Here is a 15351-nt window from a genome sequence, read left to right as displayed (position 1 = left end):
CCCTGTTACCAAAATCATTCTCAGGATAACTTTATACGGCAATTGATTCTTCGTGATAAGTACTTAGACCTGTTTTTTGTTTGCTACTTTGACGCTGTTGAATCTCCTGTTTCCACTTACGACCTATTGCGAGCATAGCTTTCTCTACGTCATCCTCATCCGCTATTTCAATTAGTTCTGCTATTTTGTCCCCTATGGTTTTTGGTTGTACGGTCAAATTTTCGCCTGCCAGCATTTGACAGAAATATAATTTTGAGCCAGGGGCAATTTGCTCCATCCCCTCCAAAATAGCTGCGAACACTTCTTCAGATGCCCATTTTCTGCCAGTTCTGATATCGCTGATGTGGCTCTGTCCTATCCCCACTACAGATGCTAGTTCTTTTCCTTGAATCTGGTATCGGTCCATTGTTTGCTTAATTAGCGTATGGATTTGTGTCTTTGCCATAATGTGAAGTTTTGTTACTTGGTGTATATGTTAAAAGCGTATATTACTCTATAATACGCTATTGGGAGAATCGAATCAATAAAAAGAAACGATACACCTATTTTGTCTTAAGAGCGATTGGTTTGTAGCGATCGCTCATTGTTGTTTACATTCTCTAAAAACAAATCGCCCCTACTCGAACACGAATGGGGGCAAACCTAAACTCACTTACATTATGACAGAAAAATACGGTCAGTACAACGCTTCCGCAAAAATCCAAGGGAAGTTTTATCCGCTCCAGCATGAGGAATGGTTAAGGGCTTGTCGGGAATTAACGCCAGCACAACGAGATGTGCTGTACTACATTCGCACAATCGATCCCCGCAATTACGGTATTGAAATTAACGCTGCTGAGATAGCAAGGCAATTGTCATCGCCGGAGCGTATAGTTCACAGACAAACCGTAAGCCGTGCTCTGAAAGAACTAGATGCAAAGGGATTCATCGACCTTGAACTGTTGCAAGTTAAAGCTAAGGTAAAACCCAAGGGGTTGTGGTGTGATGACGCACCAGGGTGTGATGACGCACCAGGGTGTGATGACGCACCGCGATCGATCGCCACACACCGCGATCGATCGCCACGCACCGCGATCGATCGCCACGCACCGCGATCGATCGCCACACACCAAGCGAAGCCTGAAACCGTTGTAGATAAATGCTCTCAAAGCGCAAAGAGTATTAAAGAGTTAAAAGAGTCTATAGAATCTCTCTCAGATGTGCCAAAGCAAGAGAGAGAGGATTTTAAAAAATTTGTTCGTCAAGAATACAAACGCGTTGAGGGTAAGGAAATCCGTCACATAAATGCGTTTTTACAGGGCGAACATTTTCAGGAGTGGTACCATTCGTATCAAAACCGCCCCGAAGCTCATGCGGTTGCCCAAGCTGATAAATGGGCAAATCACCCTCACTGCAGTGAATGGCTAGCAGAAATTGAACAAACCAAAAACCCATTTGAATTTGCGGGGAGCGACAAAGAAAAGCAATCGTTTATCGATTGGTGCTGGGAAACGAAGCAATACAGCTGGCTCAAAGAGGAGGGCTAATAGATGGATTTTGAATTTGAGTTTGAGTTTGAGCCACTAGAACCTGCACCGACTCGCATTGAAGAAGAGTGCGAGAAAAAAATTTGGCAGCCGTCGTGGAAGTGCTTCTGCTGTCAGGATACGGGCAAAATACAACCACTGCTGATTCAACGAGTTATCCCAAAGTACAACTACAGTCGCGATCGCCTGCCTATTTGCCAGCTGTGCAACAAAGGGCGAGACTGGCTTCACCTAAAAGACGAAGGCATTATTGACACAAGAATCAGCTTCGATACTTGTAGAAAGCTAGATATCATGGCACGCTCCGAGTGGAAGCGCACAACTCTTCAGTGGTTTGAGCACGCGCAAAAACGTGTTGAGCAAGAAACCACTGAAATTTCCCGAAAGCGAAACCTGCGACAAAGAGATCGAACACAGGCTGAACTCGTCCTCGCACAGACCAAGCACTTCTTCGCTAGAGGTGATTGGGAAGAGATTAAGGAAGAAGGTGAAGAGGAGGTGACTGAAGAATGATTGCGATATCAGCATCAACTGTCACCGAACCACAATGGTTTGTTGTTCGTGGCTGGTTGGATAGTCAGGAATGGGGAGACGAACCACCCGATCCAGATGATGTTTGGGCAGTAGGCGATCGCGTTCGTTTAAAGGGTTCTACTGTTGAGGGAACTGTCGTTTGCAATGAAAATCACCCATTTTTGGGTGGTTATCTGCCTTATGTTCTGGTTAAGTGGGATAACAAATCATTTGCTACTCCAATTGAGCCTGAGCTACTTCTGAGGCTAACTCGCTTTATTCCACCAGAATTGACTTGGAAGGCAGAGGATAGTTTTAGCGATTATGACGAAATGTTAAGTGTGCAACTGCAACAGGGACGGGGAACCATAAAGGTAAAGGAGGGAAAAATGGTTGCCAATTTCAACTTGGAGAATACAGAGTTTAAGCCCGGTCAAGAGGTTTACGTCAAGCAGGGGAATAAAAGGATTAGGCGAGTTGTAGGCGATCGCACTGGTGAAGGTCGTAACTATGGCAAAGTGCTCACCCTCGGTGGTAGATCTGGGCATGAGGAACATTGGGAAGAGCCTTGGAAACTGGAGACTGTTAAAGCCTTTGAAACTATTGAAGCTCAACAACCAGAAGATTTACCAACGAAAGTTTACAAGAATCTTCCAGATAATGACGTTTGGTGTTCGGTGTGGGAGATGGTTCAGGGTCTCGGTTCGGAAAATAATGAGCAGGAAATTGAGTCAGCACTAGAGCAACTCGAACAACAGGGACTGGCAAAGCGATCGTTAAATACGGAGAACGAAGTCATATGGCAGAAAGACGTACCAAGCGTAAATCCTCAGCAGGAGACACAGGAGATACCAAAAGCGAAGGAACAGGAAAGCTCACCCTCTACGACTTTTGTAGCGGGATCGGCTTGGGATTCCTCGCTGCAGCGACAATGCTCGGGGAATTTGACATCATTGGAGCATGTGAAATCGACGACTACTGTAGAAGTATCCTCGCCCTCAGATACCCCGGTGTTCCAATTGCAAGAGACATTAGAGTTAGAGAAGACTTTGAACGGGTTACAGCAACAGTTACAAGCTGTTCGCTTCCTTGCCAACCATTTAGCATCGCAGGAAAGCGACTTGCAGCCGACGACGAGCGAAATCTCTTCCCCTACTGGCTCGAACGAATCGATACAATTAACTCAAGATACCTCGTCCTTGAAAATGTCCCAGGAATCTTGTCAGCCCCCTATCAACCAGGAAAACCCACTGGAACATTCTTTAGATGGTTACTCTGGGAGCTTTCCCACCGGGGGTATTATGTTCAATGGCAAGTTCTCGGCTCAGGACACTTTGGATCTCCCTTCCCCAGAGAAAGATTGCTTTTGGTTGCGATCGCCGCAAGCGTTGTCGAGCAGTTCGGAGGAAACCCGCCCACCTGGTCAGAGCAAGTTAGAGATTCAGTTGAAAGAGTTGGGGCTACTTGGTCCGCAAGAAGTTCTGAACCCGGAATTTCTAGCGAAAGGATTATACAGCTTGCCAGCGAACTGGGCATCTCAATCGGTGTCCCTTCCGGCAACGGAGATATTAGAAATCAAAGAAAAGCATACGGAAATTGCTTCGATCCCAGAGTCGCAGCCACGGCCCTCAGCTACGTCCTTAGAGTTGAAGCAGCCAGAAGAAGAGTTGAAGGAGGAACAGCCGCTTGAAGGTGTGCAAGTTGCACAGAGTGAGTTTAAATTTACAGGGGCAGGGCAATATTGGATTAAACCTGAGTGGGTTAAATTAGACCAAGGCACGCAATCTAGAGTTGAAACTGATAAGCCAACAGTCAAGTATTACGCCGAACAAATGAAATCGGATTTGTGGGAGTGGGAAGCGTCGCCAGTTGGTTTGTTGTGGGATGGAGACTCGTTGTTACCCTGGGACGGGCATCATAGGATTGAAGCAGCGATCGCAGCAGGGAAAAACCTGCTAGCTCGAATTCAAGAGGGGGATTTGAAAAGGGCGATCGCATTAAGTTGCGGTTCAAATAAAAAACCTTCGCTACGCAGAACCAGGGAAGATAATCAAAAAACCATTGAGATGTTGGAGGACTTGCGTAAACAGCACGGTGATGATTGGCTGTTGCAAATCATCAATGCAGAACTGCCAACAGACAAGCAGTTTAAAGAAGTTTCTCTACGCGCAATAGAGTCCTACACTGGAATACCCTTCTCTACCATTCGCAACGTTCAGAAGCGTAAAGATAAGGACAAGGACAAAGAGAAAACGGAGAAAATTGCATTTACACCTACACCCGATGAAATGGCACTTATTGAATCCATTATGGAAGCTGAGGAATTGGACAAACCATCAGAAGTTATCAGATGGCTGTTGCAGAATTATCAAGAATCTTAACAACTACCTGCCCAGACTTTTCTGGGCCTGCCTGCTAAATTTGGAAGAGTCAATTTTCAAGAAGGGATTAATAATAATTTATGAGCGGGAATGGATTAGTTAAAGGTACAGGAAAACCAGAAGAAATTGAATTAATTGGTGAGTATGTTGATGTTCTTGTAGGGAACTACATTGAAGAACGATATTATTTTGGTCGTCCTTGGTCTTTGTCAGATTACGTTTTGATAAAGAGAGTTCCTTTGGAAGAAACTCAAACGTCTTCAGATGAAGATATCCCATTTTAATTTAGGAGAAATTATGAATCCAGGAATTTTCTTTGATGTTGAATCGTTAATAAACTTTAAGGATTTATCTGTTCTGCCGGGAGTAATGGAAGGGTTTGAATATTATCAACCTCAAATTCCTCGCTGGCTAACTATAGCAAATTATCAGCCTCAGTCTGAGGTTGAAGCTGAAAGTTTAATATCACAGATGGATCGGATTCTTGAGTTGCTACCGTTGGAAGCGATTTATTTTTGTTCTGACTCTCAAGGTCTTACCTGCTGGCGCGTGACTCGCAGTAGTGCATCTGAAATTTCCAACCATGAAAGAGTAATTGAGTATGACGACCACGATCGGTTTAAATTTTGCAAACCTGGAGCGGGAATGATACTTCTGGCATCTGTTGACTTTGGGATCGATTTATCAAAATCTTGGCTAATAAGCGATAGTGAGGATGAACAACAAGTAGCTGCAAATGCTGGGGTTATGTATATGGATGCAGAAACTTGGCGCATGCGCTTTCGACCAGGGATGTACCAAATTAAAGCTGCCACGCGAGAGCAAATCTTATTTTTGGAGAGTAGAAATTTCTCTAATGATTTAAACTAAACGAAAAAGCCCGGTTTCTCATCGGGCTAAAGTTGTTTTGAGTTAAGCATAGTCATGAAGCACATGATGATTCTATGCATCAATAATATGTCATGTTTGATTCGTTAAGCTTAACCGTAAAATTGCTGACTTTTGTGATATATTAGTCCCGAATAGGGATTGAAACTATGGATAAGGTAACAGCTGATAAGTTGACCAGACTAGCTCCTTCTCTGGAAAAGTTTCTGCAACTCCACCCAGATGAGCAAGAGTGGCTATTGCCACTACTGGGGAGAGCAGAGAGGAGAGCGATCGCAATTCTTGAGGAGATACAGGGTCGCCTAAAAATATGTTACACATAATACGCTAAAGGCGATCTGTGTTCGCGACGACGCGAGAGCGCCCGCCACAGGCGATCGCAGACGGGTTACCTGTCAGTTTAATTCTGTCATTGATTTTTTCGGGCGTTGCTTAAATAAACGGTTGAAACCTTTGAAAATATTTCAAATTTGGCAACGCTTCTCTCAGTTTCGGATAAATTTGAGCAAGTTATTTTCCTAGCTTAGCTATGCCACCAGATTACTCTAGGCAAAATCTTAGAGGGCAAAATTTTAAGGGGAAAGACCTTACAGGTACAAATTTCAAAGGTGCAGATGTCCGCAGTGCTGATTTTACAAAGAAAGGCACGAGGCATACTGCGGAGTGCTGAAGGGAATGCTGGCTCTGCAAGGGTTAATACATTTGCTCGTCTAATTTGTTGTTAAAACTTTCATATTTTTCATTCTATTTTTTGCTTTTTTATAATCTCTATTTGTTGTTGGGAAATCTTGAGCATCTTCATTGATTTTATGATATTTTTCATTAAGCGTTCTAATTTCTTCCTGTAAGGTATCTAATTTAATTAAACCATCCTCATAATTTGCTAAAATAATTTCACTTTCTCGCTGAATTTCAAGATAGCGATTAGCAATTTTTCGGTGTCCTTCAGCAGCTTTTTGAAAGTTAAAAAAAGTTTGTATACCTGCACAAGTACCAGCAATTATGGCCATGAATCCACTAAGCCATTTAGCCTCGTTAGGTAATGTATCTGATATAGTTACAAATAATACAGACCCTAATATTATATTTATAACTACAGCAGTACTGCCAAATATATCATTGTAAAAATTCTTTCTTTCCGCAGCACAAAAATGTTGTCGTTTATTAAGTCGTGTATTTTCACTTAATTTACATAAAATATCTAATGTTTTTGGAGTTTCCGAAGTCATATATTTTACACCCTTTTGTTGAAAAACACTTTGAACTTATGCAACAGAGGATGATTGTAATTACAATATCGTGTGTGGCAATTTCGTAAAATATCACAGATTTTTGGATTTTTAGGTTCTAAAGAGTCAATCTTGAGATAATGAACGGTTTTCCGATACCTACAGCAGAGGTAAGAGCGATCGCTGTTTACAATGTGCAAATGTGCGATCTCCTACCAGTTGGCAGCCCCAGCCGATTGAATAAATATGTGGTTATGGTTGTAGTTTCACAGCCCGATTGGAAAGTAATACAAGTATTTATATTTAAAGCGTTCCGGAGATGCGTTGCATTGCGATAAGCTGGGTACAGCTTGCGCCGAAGCGATCGGCATTTGGCTATTCAGCGTTTCTATTTAAGCAAAGTTTTATCACTTGTCTGCACTGCTGCTCGTTAAACATGGCAATATGGGCTTTTTCTCTTGTCAGTCCCATTTGTTCGCACAGCCACTTATAAGCCTCGTCGCGGCTCATCTTACCAAATTTCCATAATGGGTCAAAACAAGCGTGAGCATTTCGTCGCCAATGTCACCAGTTGCCGATTGGCTAAAGTTCCTTTCGGGGCATTACTTTGGGGATGCGCTCCCACGTAAGCATCACAGACTGGGTAGCGATCGCACAGCCACAGTCTGCCGTAGCCCGGTACTCGATAAACTACAGAGGCATCTACGTCAGAAACACTACGGACGCAGTATGGACAATTCATTATGGGGCGATTACTTGTTTCTAAAACGAGCAAACATAATTTTACAATAAAGGCGATGTTTAAGCGTAGCAATTTGCTTTCTAGTTAAAGGCGAGAAAAGTTATATTTCTCTAAAAAGCCGGAAAATGTGGTAAAGGATTTGTATTGAATTGTAATTGCAGTCATTTTCCAAGCCTAGCTATGCCACTAGAAGACTACTCAGGACAAATTCTTAGAGGGCGATCGTTTAGAGGTCAAGACCTTGCAGGGGCAAATTTTAGCTATGCAGATATAAGAAGCGCTGATTTTACTGGTGCTATCCTCAGAGGTGCATCCTTCAGCCATGCTAAAGCTGGATTGCAAAAGCGGTGGGCAGCGTTTTTGGTGCTTGTTTCATGGTTAATATCTGGATTGGCAGGATTTTTATCGGCTTCTTTTGGAACGTTAATAAGATATATATTTGAGGATTCAAGTTTAGAAAATCGAGTTTCAAGTTGGGTTGCTTTAATAGTACTCATTATTGTCTTTATAGTTATAATTCGCCAAGGGTTAAATTCAAACGTCGTCGTTGCCGGAGCCGGAGCCATCGCCGCAGCCGGAGCCATCGTCGGAGGCTTTACTGGGGGCTTCGCCGGAGGCTTCACCGGAGGCTTCGCCGGGGCTATCGCCGGAGGCTTCGCCGTCACCGCAGCCGGAGCTACCGCCGGAGGCTTCGCCATCGCCGCAGCCGGAGCTATCGCCGCAGCCGGAGCTATCGCCGGAGGCTTCGCCATCGCCGCAGCCGCAGCCGTTATATTATTAAGTATTTATATTAGTTGGCGATCGCTTAAAGGAGACCCAAAGTATGCCCTGATTCGCGACATCGCGATCGCCTTTGCTGCTTTTAAAGGAACAAGCTTCCGTAGTGCTGATTTAACCGATGCTAATTTTACAGAAGCTACCCTTAAAAGTACAGATTTTAGAAAAGCTATTCTAACTCGCACCTGCTTCCACAAAACCAAGAAACTTGACCGTGTAAGACCTGGAACAACTTACCTTCATAAAGCAGAAGTACGTAAACTGTTGGTTACTGGAGTTGGGCAGGACAAAAAGTTTGACTATCAAGATTTGCGTGGAATTAACTTAGAAGGTGCAAACTTAACCAACACTAGCTTTTTAGGAGCAAACTTAAAAAGAGCTACTTTCCAAGGAGCTAACTTAATCGATACCGACTTCATGATAGCCAATCTCAATGAAGTTAATCTACAAGATGCTAACTTATCTAGAGCTAATCTTGTACAGACACAATTGTTTCAAGCTGACTTTACCGGAGCTACACTTACGGGTGCATATATACAAGATTGGGGTATTACCAGTGATACCAAATTTGATGGAGTACGGTGTGAGTACGTTTATATGCGTCTCCCCACTAAAGAGAACCCTGACCCCTTTCGTAAACCCGATAACAACAAGGAAGTGTTTGCAGATGGAGAGTTTGGAGATTTTATCAAACCCATTTTTGACACCCTCGACCTTTATCATAACCAAGGCGTTGACCCACGTGCTATAGCGATTTCCTTTAAGCAGTTAACTGAGAATCATCCAGACGCAGAACTGCGAATTGTGGGGATGGAAGTCAGAGGAGAAGACAAATTTTTAATCAGAGCGAAAACTGCACCGCAGACTGATAAGTCAGAACTAAGCTCTGAATATTTTGAGACTTATAATCAACTCAAGGGCTTACCAGAGCAAGAATTGAGATTACTTTTAGCGGAGAAAGAGAAAGATAGCAGAATTCGTAGTTTAGAGAATATGGTACAAACAGCGCTACAAGGCACTAAAATCCATGAGGTCAGAACAATTCTGTTCTTAGCAGCCAACCCAAATACCACCTCACGTTTACGACTAGATGAAGAAAACCGACAAATTGAGATAGGATTGCAACGGGCTAAGAGAAGAGAGCAATTTGACCTCAAGCAACGGTGGGCTGTGCGCGTGCGTGATGTGTCCCAAGCACTACTCGATTTTAAACCACAAATCGTCCACTTTAGCGGTCATGGTTCGGGGGATGATGGTCTAGCACTTGAAGATGAAACAGGAAACGTGCGATTGGTAGACACACAGGCGCTGGCTAAATTGTTTAGATTGTTTACTGCTAATGTAGAGTGTGTTGTCCTCAACGCCTGTTACTCAGAAGTTCAGGCAGAGGCAATTGTCAAGCATATCCCTTATGTTATTGGCATGAACAAAGAGATTGGAGATAAAGCGAGCATTGAATTTGCCGTTGGTTTTTATGCTGCATTGGGTGCTGGAGAATCCATTGAGTTTGCTTACGAATTTGGATGTAATGCTGTTGAGTTGGCTGGATTTCCAGAACATTTGACTCCTGTATTGAAGAAAAAGCAATGAGCGGCGAAAGAGACAATTGAAGAAATTAGACAAATATTTAGCACACAAAATTCCCTCAGAACTGTTTGAGGTGCGATGCGGTACATCAGGGACTAAGTATGCTTTGCGTAGCGCTCAAACTTAAGAGAATAGGTGTGTCCAATTTGACTGTCCTTGTCCTTAGGAACCAATTGATTTAAAGGCATTCTCGACTGATGACCAATCGCCCGTCAGCCAGTTGGTAGATTCCTGTTGGTTCGACAATGGGGTCACCTTTTTTCCAAGAAGTTGAGGTGTTGGATATAACTTGCCGTACATCTCCTGTAGAATAGAGTGAAACAGATGGATCTCCAGGACTGTAAGGCAAGCCACCGGAACCTGTAATGGTGAATGTGCCTTCAGAGGAACCAGTGCGGGCAATGCAACTGTTGGCAATGAGAGCGTTGGTATCGATAGAGTTTTGCGGTAACTCGCTGAGGCTATTTTGAAGAGCGCTGTTGTCAGGTGTAATGAGATTTATATTACCTGCAACGCCTAGCTCAGAACTGGCTGTAATATCACTGTTCTCAGTTTGCCGTGGACGCGATTCGATACCAAAGATACCTTGAGAATTGATTTGGACGTTACCACCTCTACCTTGAAAAGCATTCGCGGTGATATCGCTATCTTCATCTGGAACAGCAATGATATATTTTGAGTTGATGTTGATGTTACCACCATCCCCACCTTGCCGTGCAGTTCCCGCAGTGGCAGAGATTTGACTTCCACGGCGTAAAAGTAGTAAATCGCTGGCTCGTAGGTTGATATTACCGCCATTACCAGATGCAGATGTAGCGTTGATAGTTCCGGTGTTGTCTAAACGAATTTGGGGTGAGTTTACCTCAATGTCTCCTGCGATACCAGAACCTTGAGAGAGAACAAACAAGCCGCTGTTAGCATTAACAGGTGCAGCTGTGCCAAATCGAGCAACACGGTCATCGAAAGTGCGATCGCTACCATTGACAATCACTCGGTCTGTGGCATTGAGCGTAATTTTCCCGGCATTTCCACTGTTTGAAGAGGTAGAGAGGATCTGTCCACCATTAAGAATCTCAGCTTGTCTTACGTTTAAGGTAATATTGCCACCGTTGCGATTATTGGTAGTTCGTGCATCAAACACCGCACCATCTGATAAATATAAGGCTGGCGTATCTACGATGATATCGCCACCAATGCCAGTAGAATTGGGACTAGTAAATGTAAATAAGGCACTAGAGAATCCCCTGATTGAATCTGTTCCAAAAATACTAACAGAATTCTTTGCGTTGATTTCAATGTTACCTGCATCGCCAAATCCTTCAGTGAAAGCTTGAAGTTGAGCGCCATTGGTAACAGACAGGCTTTCAGCGCTAATTTTGATGTCTCCGCCAAAACCAACTCCTGTTGAGTTGACTCTGCTGAAAGCAGAACCTGCATCAAAAGAGACGCTGTTACGAGCATCAATTATTACATTTCCAGCATCGCCAAATCCTCGGGTGTTGGCAAGAAGTTGAGCGCCATTGGTAACCGAGAGAGTTTGAGCGCTAATTTTGATGTCCCCACTCTGACCAACTCCTGTCTCGCTTACACTGCTGACAGCAGCGCTGGGAATTCTACCATCCCTGCTTGTACCATTAAAAGAGGCACTGCCACGGACATCAATTATCACATTGCCTGCATTGCCTTTTCCTTGGGTGAGAGCTTGAAGTTGAGCGCCATTGGTAACCGAGAGAGTTTGAGCGCTAATTCTGATGTCCCCACCCTGGCCAACTCCTGTCTCGTTGACTCTGCTGAAAGCCTCACTAGCATCAAAAGAAACACTTCCACTCGCATCAATTACTACATTGCCTGCATCACCTTTTCCTCGAGTGTTGGCAAGAAGTTGAGCGTCATTGGTAACAGACATGGAGTCAGCACTAATACGAACGTTCCCACCTTTGCCCTCTGCGTTCTGTTCTACACGGGTGAAAGCAGCACCTTTACCATCAAAAGAGACTTTTCCACTCGCATCAATTATTACATTGCCTGCATTACCTTTTCCCTCAGTGCTGGCAATCAGTTGAGCGCCATTGGTAACAGACACAGAATCAGCGCTAATGCTCACGTTCCCGCCTTTACCAACTCCAGTCTCGTTGACGTTGCTAGAGGCAACACCTGTACTATCAAAAGAGACACTACCACTCGCACCAATTATTACATTTCCAGCATCACCTTTTCCTCCGGTGCTGGCAATAAGTTGAGCGCCATTGGTCACAGATACAGAATCAGCGTTAATTTTGATGTCCCCACCTTTGCCCTCTGCGTTCTGTTCTTCTACTGCGCTGAAAGCATAAGCTGCATTAAAAGAGACTTTTCCACTCGCATTAATTATTACATTGCCTGCATCACCTTTTCCTCGGGTGAGAGCTTGAAGTTGAGCACCATTGGTAACAGACAGAGTTTGAGCGCTAATTTTGATGTCCCCACCTTGACCAACTCCTGTCCGTTCTACTGTACTGAAAGCATCACCTACATTAAAAGAGACACTATTACGGGCATTAATTATCACATTGCCTGCATTACCTTTTCCTCGGGTTCCGGCTGCAAGTTGAGAGCCATTGGTTAAGGATAGCGATCCGGTTGTCAGCTTGATGTTACCTCCGTTACCCACACCTTCAGTGTCTACTATGCTCCTGACAGCACTGAAACTTCTATCGCTACTGACACCATCCAAACTAATGGTATCACGGGCATTAATAGTGATATTGCCTGCATTCCCTGTTCCATTCGTACTGGTAGATAGTTGAGCGCCATTGGTCATCCAAAGCGACCCAGTTATTAACTGGATATCTCCTCCCTTGCCCACTGCTCCTGTTCTTACAGCGTTGAAAATGTTCCCATTGCTAAGAGAAACAGAATCCTTTGTTTCTAGAAACACATTGCCAGCATTCCCATTTCCAAAGGTGCTAGCTTGTAATGTAGCACCATCGCTTAAGGATAACGAGCCGGAGGAGATAAAAATGTTCCCTCCTTTGCTGCCAGTTGCCCCTTGTCCTACATAGCTAAAAATCCCAGATGAGGAGCCGTTTCTCTGTCCGGCAATCTTCAATGTCCCTGCGACATTAACGTTAACATTCCCCGCGTTACCAAGTGCTGTAGGCCGATTGTTGGAAGCTTCACGAACTCCTGTTGCCAGTTGAGCGCCATCAGTAAGGGATAGTGTTGCTGCGTTAATGTTGATGCTGCCACCATTACCCACTGCTCCATTTTCAACAGAGCTGAAGATGCTAGCATTTCTTTCAAGAGAAACAAAATCCTTTGCTTGTACAAACAAATTACCCGCATCACCTTTTCCACCAGTGTTAGCTTGTAATCCAGCACCATTAGTTAAGGAGAGTGAGCTTGTTATGACATTAATGTTTCCCCCTTTGCCCACTGCTCCTGGATTCACATCGCTGAAGATATTGCTATTACTAATAGAAGTAGAACCGTTTACTTGCAAGAATACACTGCCTGCATCCCCACTTCCAAGAGTGCTGGTGGCCAGTTCAACACCATCAGTTATGGAAAGCGAGCCAGTGTTGATATTAATGTTCCCTCCTTTGCCGACGGCAAAAGGACCTACATTGGTCAGGATGTAACTGTCACCTGTAACAGACACAGAATCCTTTGCTTGCAAAAACACACTGCCTGCATCCCCACTTCCAAAGGTGTTAGTAACCAGTCCAACATCATTAGTTAAGGACAACGAGGCTGCGGTGATAGCGATGTTCCCCCCATTGCCAATCGCCCTTGTTCTCACAGAGCTGAAAAGCCCAGCACCATCAGTTAAGGACAACGAGTCTGAGGTGATAGTAATGTTTCCCGCATTGCCAGTTGCCCCTGTTTCCAAAGTAGTGAAGATCGCACTGGAAAATCCGTTTTTGCTCCCGGCGATCGTCACATTCCCTGTGGCGTTAACGTTAACATTTCCTGCATTCCCTCTTCCACCAGTCAGTCCGGTGTTAGAAACGCCGCGAACCAAGGTTAGCAGTTGAGCGCCATCTTTGAGGGAAAGTGTTGTTGCATTAATGTTGATGTTGCCGCCTTTGCCCACACCTCCATTTTCCACATTGCTGGAGATGTAACTGTTATCAGCAACAGTCACAGAATCTTTTGCTTGTACAAATACACTGCCTGCATTTCCCTGTCCATAGGTGCTGGCAGATAGTCGAGCACCATTGGTTAGGGAGAGTGAGCCAGTGCTAATATTAATGTTTCCCCCATTGCCAATGCCTCTACTTCCCACATTGCTGAAGATGTAACTGTTACCAGTAACAGACACAGAATCTTTTGCTTGCACTAATACACTGCCTGCATCGCCAGTGCCAAACGTGCTGGCAGATAGTTGAGCACCATCCGTTAGCGAGAGTGAGCCAGTGCTGACATTAATGTTTCCGCCATTGCCAATGCCAAGCGATCGCACCTCATTGAATATATAACTCCCTACCACTTTTATTTCCCCTGTGGCATTGAGGGTAATATCTCCCGCAACAGCGCCAGCTGACCCCAAGCCTTCCCCTATGCCAGCAGTCAGTTGACTTCCCCCTAAAAGCTCTATATTACGGGCATTGATTGCAATACTACCGCCACTACCAGCATCTACACGTACACTAGCTTGATTTGTGAGAGACACATCAGATCGGGTAACATTCTCTGGAAAGCTTAACCTCAAATTGTTACCATCTACTGCAAGCCCTACTGTTCCGGGTGTTGCCAATCCTCCTAACTCGACTCGTCCACCGTAAGCTCTCAATCTTCCAGAGTCCATCTTAATGTCACCACCCACTAGCAGTAAACTCCGACCATCCGGGACTCGCAGACCTGATGATTCAAAGCCTGTGGGTGTTAACCCTGCTGGTGCTATTGATTGATTTTGGATAGGTGCTGTAATTTGGTTGAAGAGTAATGCAGATGGATCGATCGCCAACAATTGTGTTGGTGTTTCTGGATTGGTAGCGCTAAAAATTCCAGTATCGCCAAATTGAATGGCATTAGCTGTAGTTGCAAGAAATGAACCGCCGATATTCAAACTGGCGTTTCGTCCAAAGATAATACCACTTGGGTTGAGCAGAAACAGGTTAGCTGTACCCTGGGATCGAATCAATCCATCAATATTAGAAATTGACCCACCTGTTACCCTACTGATAATGTTTGCAATGTCAATACCATTATTAAAAAAAGCAGTACCACCAGTGGGAACGGAAAACTCTTTGAAACTATGGAACAAATTACTACCAGCTTGGGTGCCTCCAGTAATGTTGAAAGTGCTGCCATTTAGTGTGACTGTAGTATTATTTGGCAAAGTCCCATCTGAGGATATTTGAGCTAGAGCACAACTTGCTTCTAAAGCGATCGCGCTACCTAAAATCCCCAATCCACAAAACCACCGCCCACTCGAAAATTTGACAAACATCGCACCCGACCTTGGTATCTACCATCAGTTCTCATTCTCAGGGAATTTTTCGTTTTTGAGAAGATATTGAGTGACTTTCTTAACCAATGAAAACTTTTCTGTGCAAGTTGCACAGTCTAACAGATGCTTATCTGTAAGATCCAGCACTTGTGTTTGATAGCCATACCGATGGATGTCGCGAGCGATCGCCATCTCGCTATTTAAGGTGCGATGCAGTATATTGAGAACCAAGTATACTTTGCTTAGCCCTCAAATGTGGGTTTGGATTGTGATA

The 15351-nt window shown here is 44.2% G+C and carries 15 protein-coding genes; 9 read left to right on the top strand and 6 right to left on the bottom strand.

Annotated features, from left to right (window positions below):
- Positions 1-31: 31 nt before the first annotated feature.
- Positions 32-445 (bottom strand): XRE family transcriptional regulator, encoded by a 414-nt coding sequence (locus F7734_RS10280; protein WP_207714066.1) that lies wholly within the window; start codon positions 443-445, stop codon positions 32-34.
- Positions 446-659: 214 nt separating this feature from the next.
- Between F7734_RS10280 and F7734_RS10275 the strand changes: the two genes are divergently transcribed.
- The 7 genes from F7734_RS10275 (at position 660) to F7734_RS10240 (ending at position 5978) form a co-directional block, all read left to right on the top strand.
- Positions 660-1526, top strand: coding sequence for a helix-turn-helix domain-containing protein (locus F7734_RS10275; protein ID WP_155744571.1), 867 nt, complete (start codon positions 660-662; stop codon positions 1524-1526).
- 3 nt (positions 1527-1529) lie between these two features.
- Positions 1530-2039, top strand: a complete 510-nt coding sequence (locus tag F7734_RS10270) for a hypothetical protein (protein ID WP_155744570.1) — start codon at positions 1530-1532, stop codon at positions 2037-2039.
- A complete protein-coding gene (locus F7734_RS63280) occupies positions 2036-4420 on the top strand; it encodes a hypothetical protein (RefSeq protein WP_243146791.1) in 2385 nt (794 codons plus the stop codon). Before F7734_RS10270 ends, F7734_RS63280 begins: the two co-directional genes overlap by 4 nt.
- An 80-nt stretch (positions 4421-4500) precedes the next feature.
- Complete coding sequence (locus F7734_RS10255) at positions 4501-4704, top strand: hypothetical protein (RefSeq protein ID WP_155744567.1); 204 nt, start codon at positions 4501-4503, stop codon at positions 4702-4704.
- 13 nt (positions 4705-4717) lie between these two features.
- The gene (locus F7734_RS10250; RefSeq protein ID WP_155744566.1) at positions 4718-5290 is read left to right on the top strand and encodes a hypothetical protein; all 573 of its coding nucleotides are present in this window, start codon (positions 4718-4720) and stop codon (positions 5288-5290) included.
- A 167-nt stretch (positions 5291-5457) separates the two neighbouring features.
- Entirely contained in the window at positions 5458-5631 is a 174-nt protein-coding gene (locus F7734_RS10245; RefSeq protein ID WP_155744565.1) for a hypothetical protein, read from the top strand.
- 206 nt (positions 5632-5837) lie between these two features.
- A complete protein-coding gene (locus F7734_RS10240) occupies positions 5838-5978 on the top strand; it encodes a pentapeptide repeat-containing protein (RefSeq protein WP_155744564.1) in 141 nt (46 codons plus the stop codon).
- 40 nt (positions 5979-6018) lie between these two features.
- Here F7734_RS10240 and F7734_RS10235 read toward each other — a convergent pair whose 3' ends face one another.
- Positions 6019-6537 (bottom strand): SLATT domain-containing protein, encoded by a 519-nt coding sequence (locus F7734_RS10235; protein ID WP_155744563.1) that lies wholly within the window; start codon positions 6535-6537, stop codon positions 6019-6021.
- Positions 6538-6677: 140 nt separating this feature from the next.
- Between F7734_RS10235 and F7734_RS10230 the strand changes: the two genes are divergently transcribed.
- Entirely contained in the window at positions 6678-6875 is a 198-nt protein-coding gene (locus F7734_RS10230; protein ID WP_155744562.1) for a hypothetical protein, read from the top strand.
- Positions 6876-6912: 37 nt separating this feature from the next.
- Here F7734_RS10230 and F7734_RS65185 read toward each other — a convergent pair whose 3' ends face one another.
- A complete protein-coding gene (locus tag F7734_RS65185; RefSeq protein WP_279239691.1) occupies positions 6913-7047 on the bottom strand; it encodes a zinc-finger-containing protein in 135 nt (44 codons plus the stop codon).
- A gap of 22 nt (positions 7048-7069) precedes the next feature.
- The gene (locus F7734_RS65180; RefSeq protein WP_207714065.1) at positions 7070-7279 is read right to left on the bottom strand and encodes a zinc-finger-containing protein; all 210 of its coding nucleotides are present in this window, start codon (positions 7277-7279) and stop codon (positions 7070-7072) included.
- Positions 7280-7459: 180 nt separating this feature from the next.
- Between F7734_RS65180 and F7734_RS10220 the strand changes: the two genes are divergently transcribed.
- Positions 7460-9646 (top strand): pentapeptide repeat-containing protein, encoded by a 2187-nt coding sequence (locus tag F7734_RS10220; RefSeq protein ID WP_243146790.1) that lies wholly within the window; start codon positions 7460-7462, stop codon positions 9644-9646.
- A gap of 175 nt (positions 9647-9821) precedes the next feature.
- Here the strand turns inward: F7734_RS10220 and F7734_RS10215 are convergent, their stop codons facing one another.
- Positions 9822-15077, bottom strand: coding sequence for a filamentous hemagglutinin N-terminal domain-containing protein (locus F7734_RS10215; RefSeq protein ID WP_155744561.1), 5256 nt, complete (start codon positions 15075-15077; stop codon positions 9822-9824).
- A gap of 24 nt (positions 15078-15101) precedes the next feature.
- Positions 15102-15308 carry a hypothetical protein gene (locus tag F7734_RS10210; protein WP_155744560.1) on the bottom strand — a complete coding sequence of 69 codons (207 nt, stop codon included), beginning with the start codon at positions 15306-15308 and terminating at the stop codon, positions 15102-15104.
- Positions 15309-15351 lie beyond the last annotated feature (43 nt).

This window comes from Scytonema sp. UIC 10036 (assembly GCF_009725235.1).
The sequence above is the reverse complement of the archived record's forward strand: the minus strand, read 5'-3'. Positions and strand labels throughout refer to the sequence as shown.

What these genes read in the sequence shown, in the direction of transcription:
- F7734_RS10215 (WP_155744561.1), bottom strand. Translation starts at nt 15,077, where the DNA reads ATGTTTGTCAAATTTTCGAGTGGGCGGTGGTTTTGTGGATTGGGGATT.
- F7734_RS65180 (WP_207714065.1), bottom strand. Translation starts at nt 7,279, where the DNA reads ATGAATTGTCCATACTGCGTCCGTAGTGTTTCTGACGTAGATGCCTCT.
- F7734_RS10240 (WP_155744564.1), top strand. Translation starts at nt 5,838, where the DNA reads ATGCCACCAGATTACTCTAGGCAAAATCTTAGAGGGCAAAATTTTAAG.
- F7734_RS10255 (WP_155744567.1), top strand. Translation starts at nt 4,501, where the DNA reads ATGAGCGGGAATGGATTAGTTAAAGGTACAGGAAAACCAGAAGAAATT.
- F7734_RS10270 (WP_155744570.1), top strand. Translation starts at nt 1,530, where the DNA reads ATGGATTTTGAATTTGAGTTTGAGTTTGAGCCACTAGAACCTGCACCG.
- F7734_RS10280 (WP_207714066.1), bottom strand. Translation starts at nt 445, where the DNA reads ATGGCAAAGACACAAATCCATACGCTAATTAAGCAAACAATGGACCGA.
- F7734_RS10230 (WP_155744562.1), top strand. Translation starts at nt 6,678, where the DNA reads ATGAACGGTTTTCCGATACCTACAGCAGAGGTAAGAGCGATCGCTGTT.
- F7734_RS65185 (WP_279239691.1), bottom strand. Translation starts at nt 7,047, where the DNA reads ATGAGCCGCGACGAGGCTTATAAGTGGCTGTGCGAACAAATGGGACTG.
- F7734_RS10235 (WP_155744563.1), bottom strand. Translation starts at nt 6,537, where the DNA reads ATGACTTCGGAAACTCCAAAAACATTAGATATTTTATGTAAATTAAGT.
- F7734_RS10220 (WP_243146790.1), top strand. Translation starts at nt 7,460, where the DNA reads ATGCCACTAGAAGACTACTCAGGACAAATTCTTAGAGGGCGATCGTTT.
- F7734_RS10250 (WP_155744566.1), top strand. Translation starts at nt 4,718, where the DNA reads ATGAATCCAGGAATTTTCTTTGATGTTGAATCGTTAATAAACTTTAAG.
- F7734_RS10275 (WP_155744571.1), top strand. Translation starts at nt 660, where the DNA reads ATGACAGAAAAATACGGTCAGTACAACGCTTCCGCAAAAATCCAAGGG.
- F7734_RS63280 (WP_243146791.1), top strand. Translation starts at nt 2,036, where the DNA reads ATGATTGCGATATCAGCATCAACTGTCACCGAACCACAATGGTTTGTT.
- F7734_RS10245 (WP_155744565.1), top strand. Translation starts at nt 5,458, where the DNA reads ATGGATAAGGTAACAGCTGATAAGTTGACCAGACTAGCTCCTTCTCTG.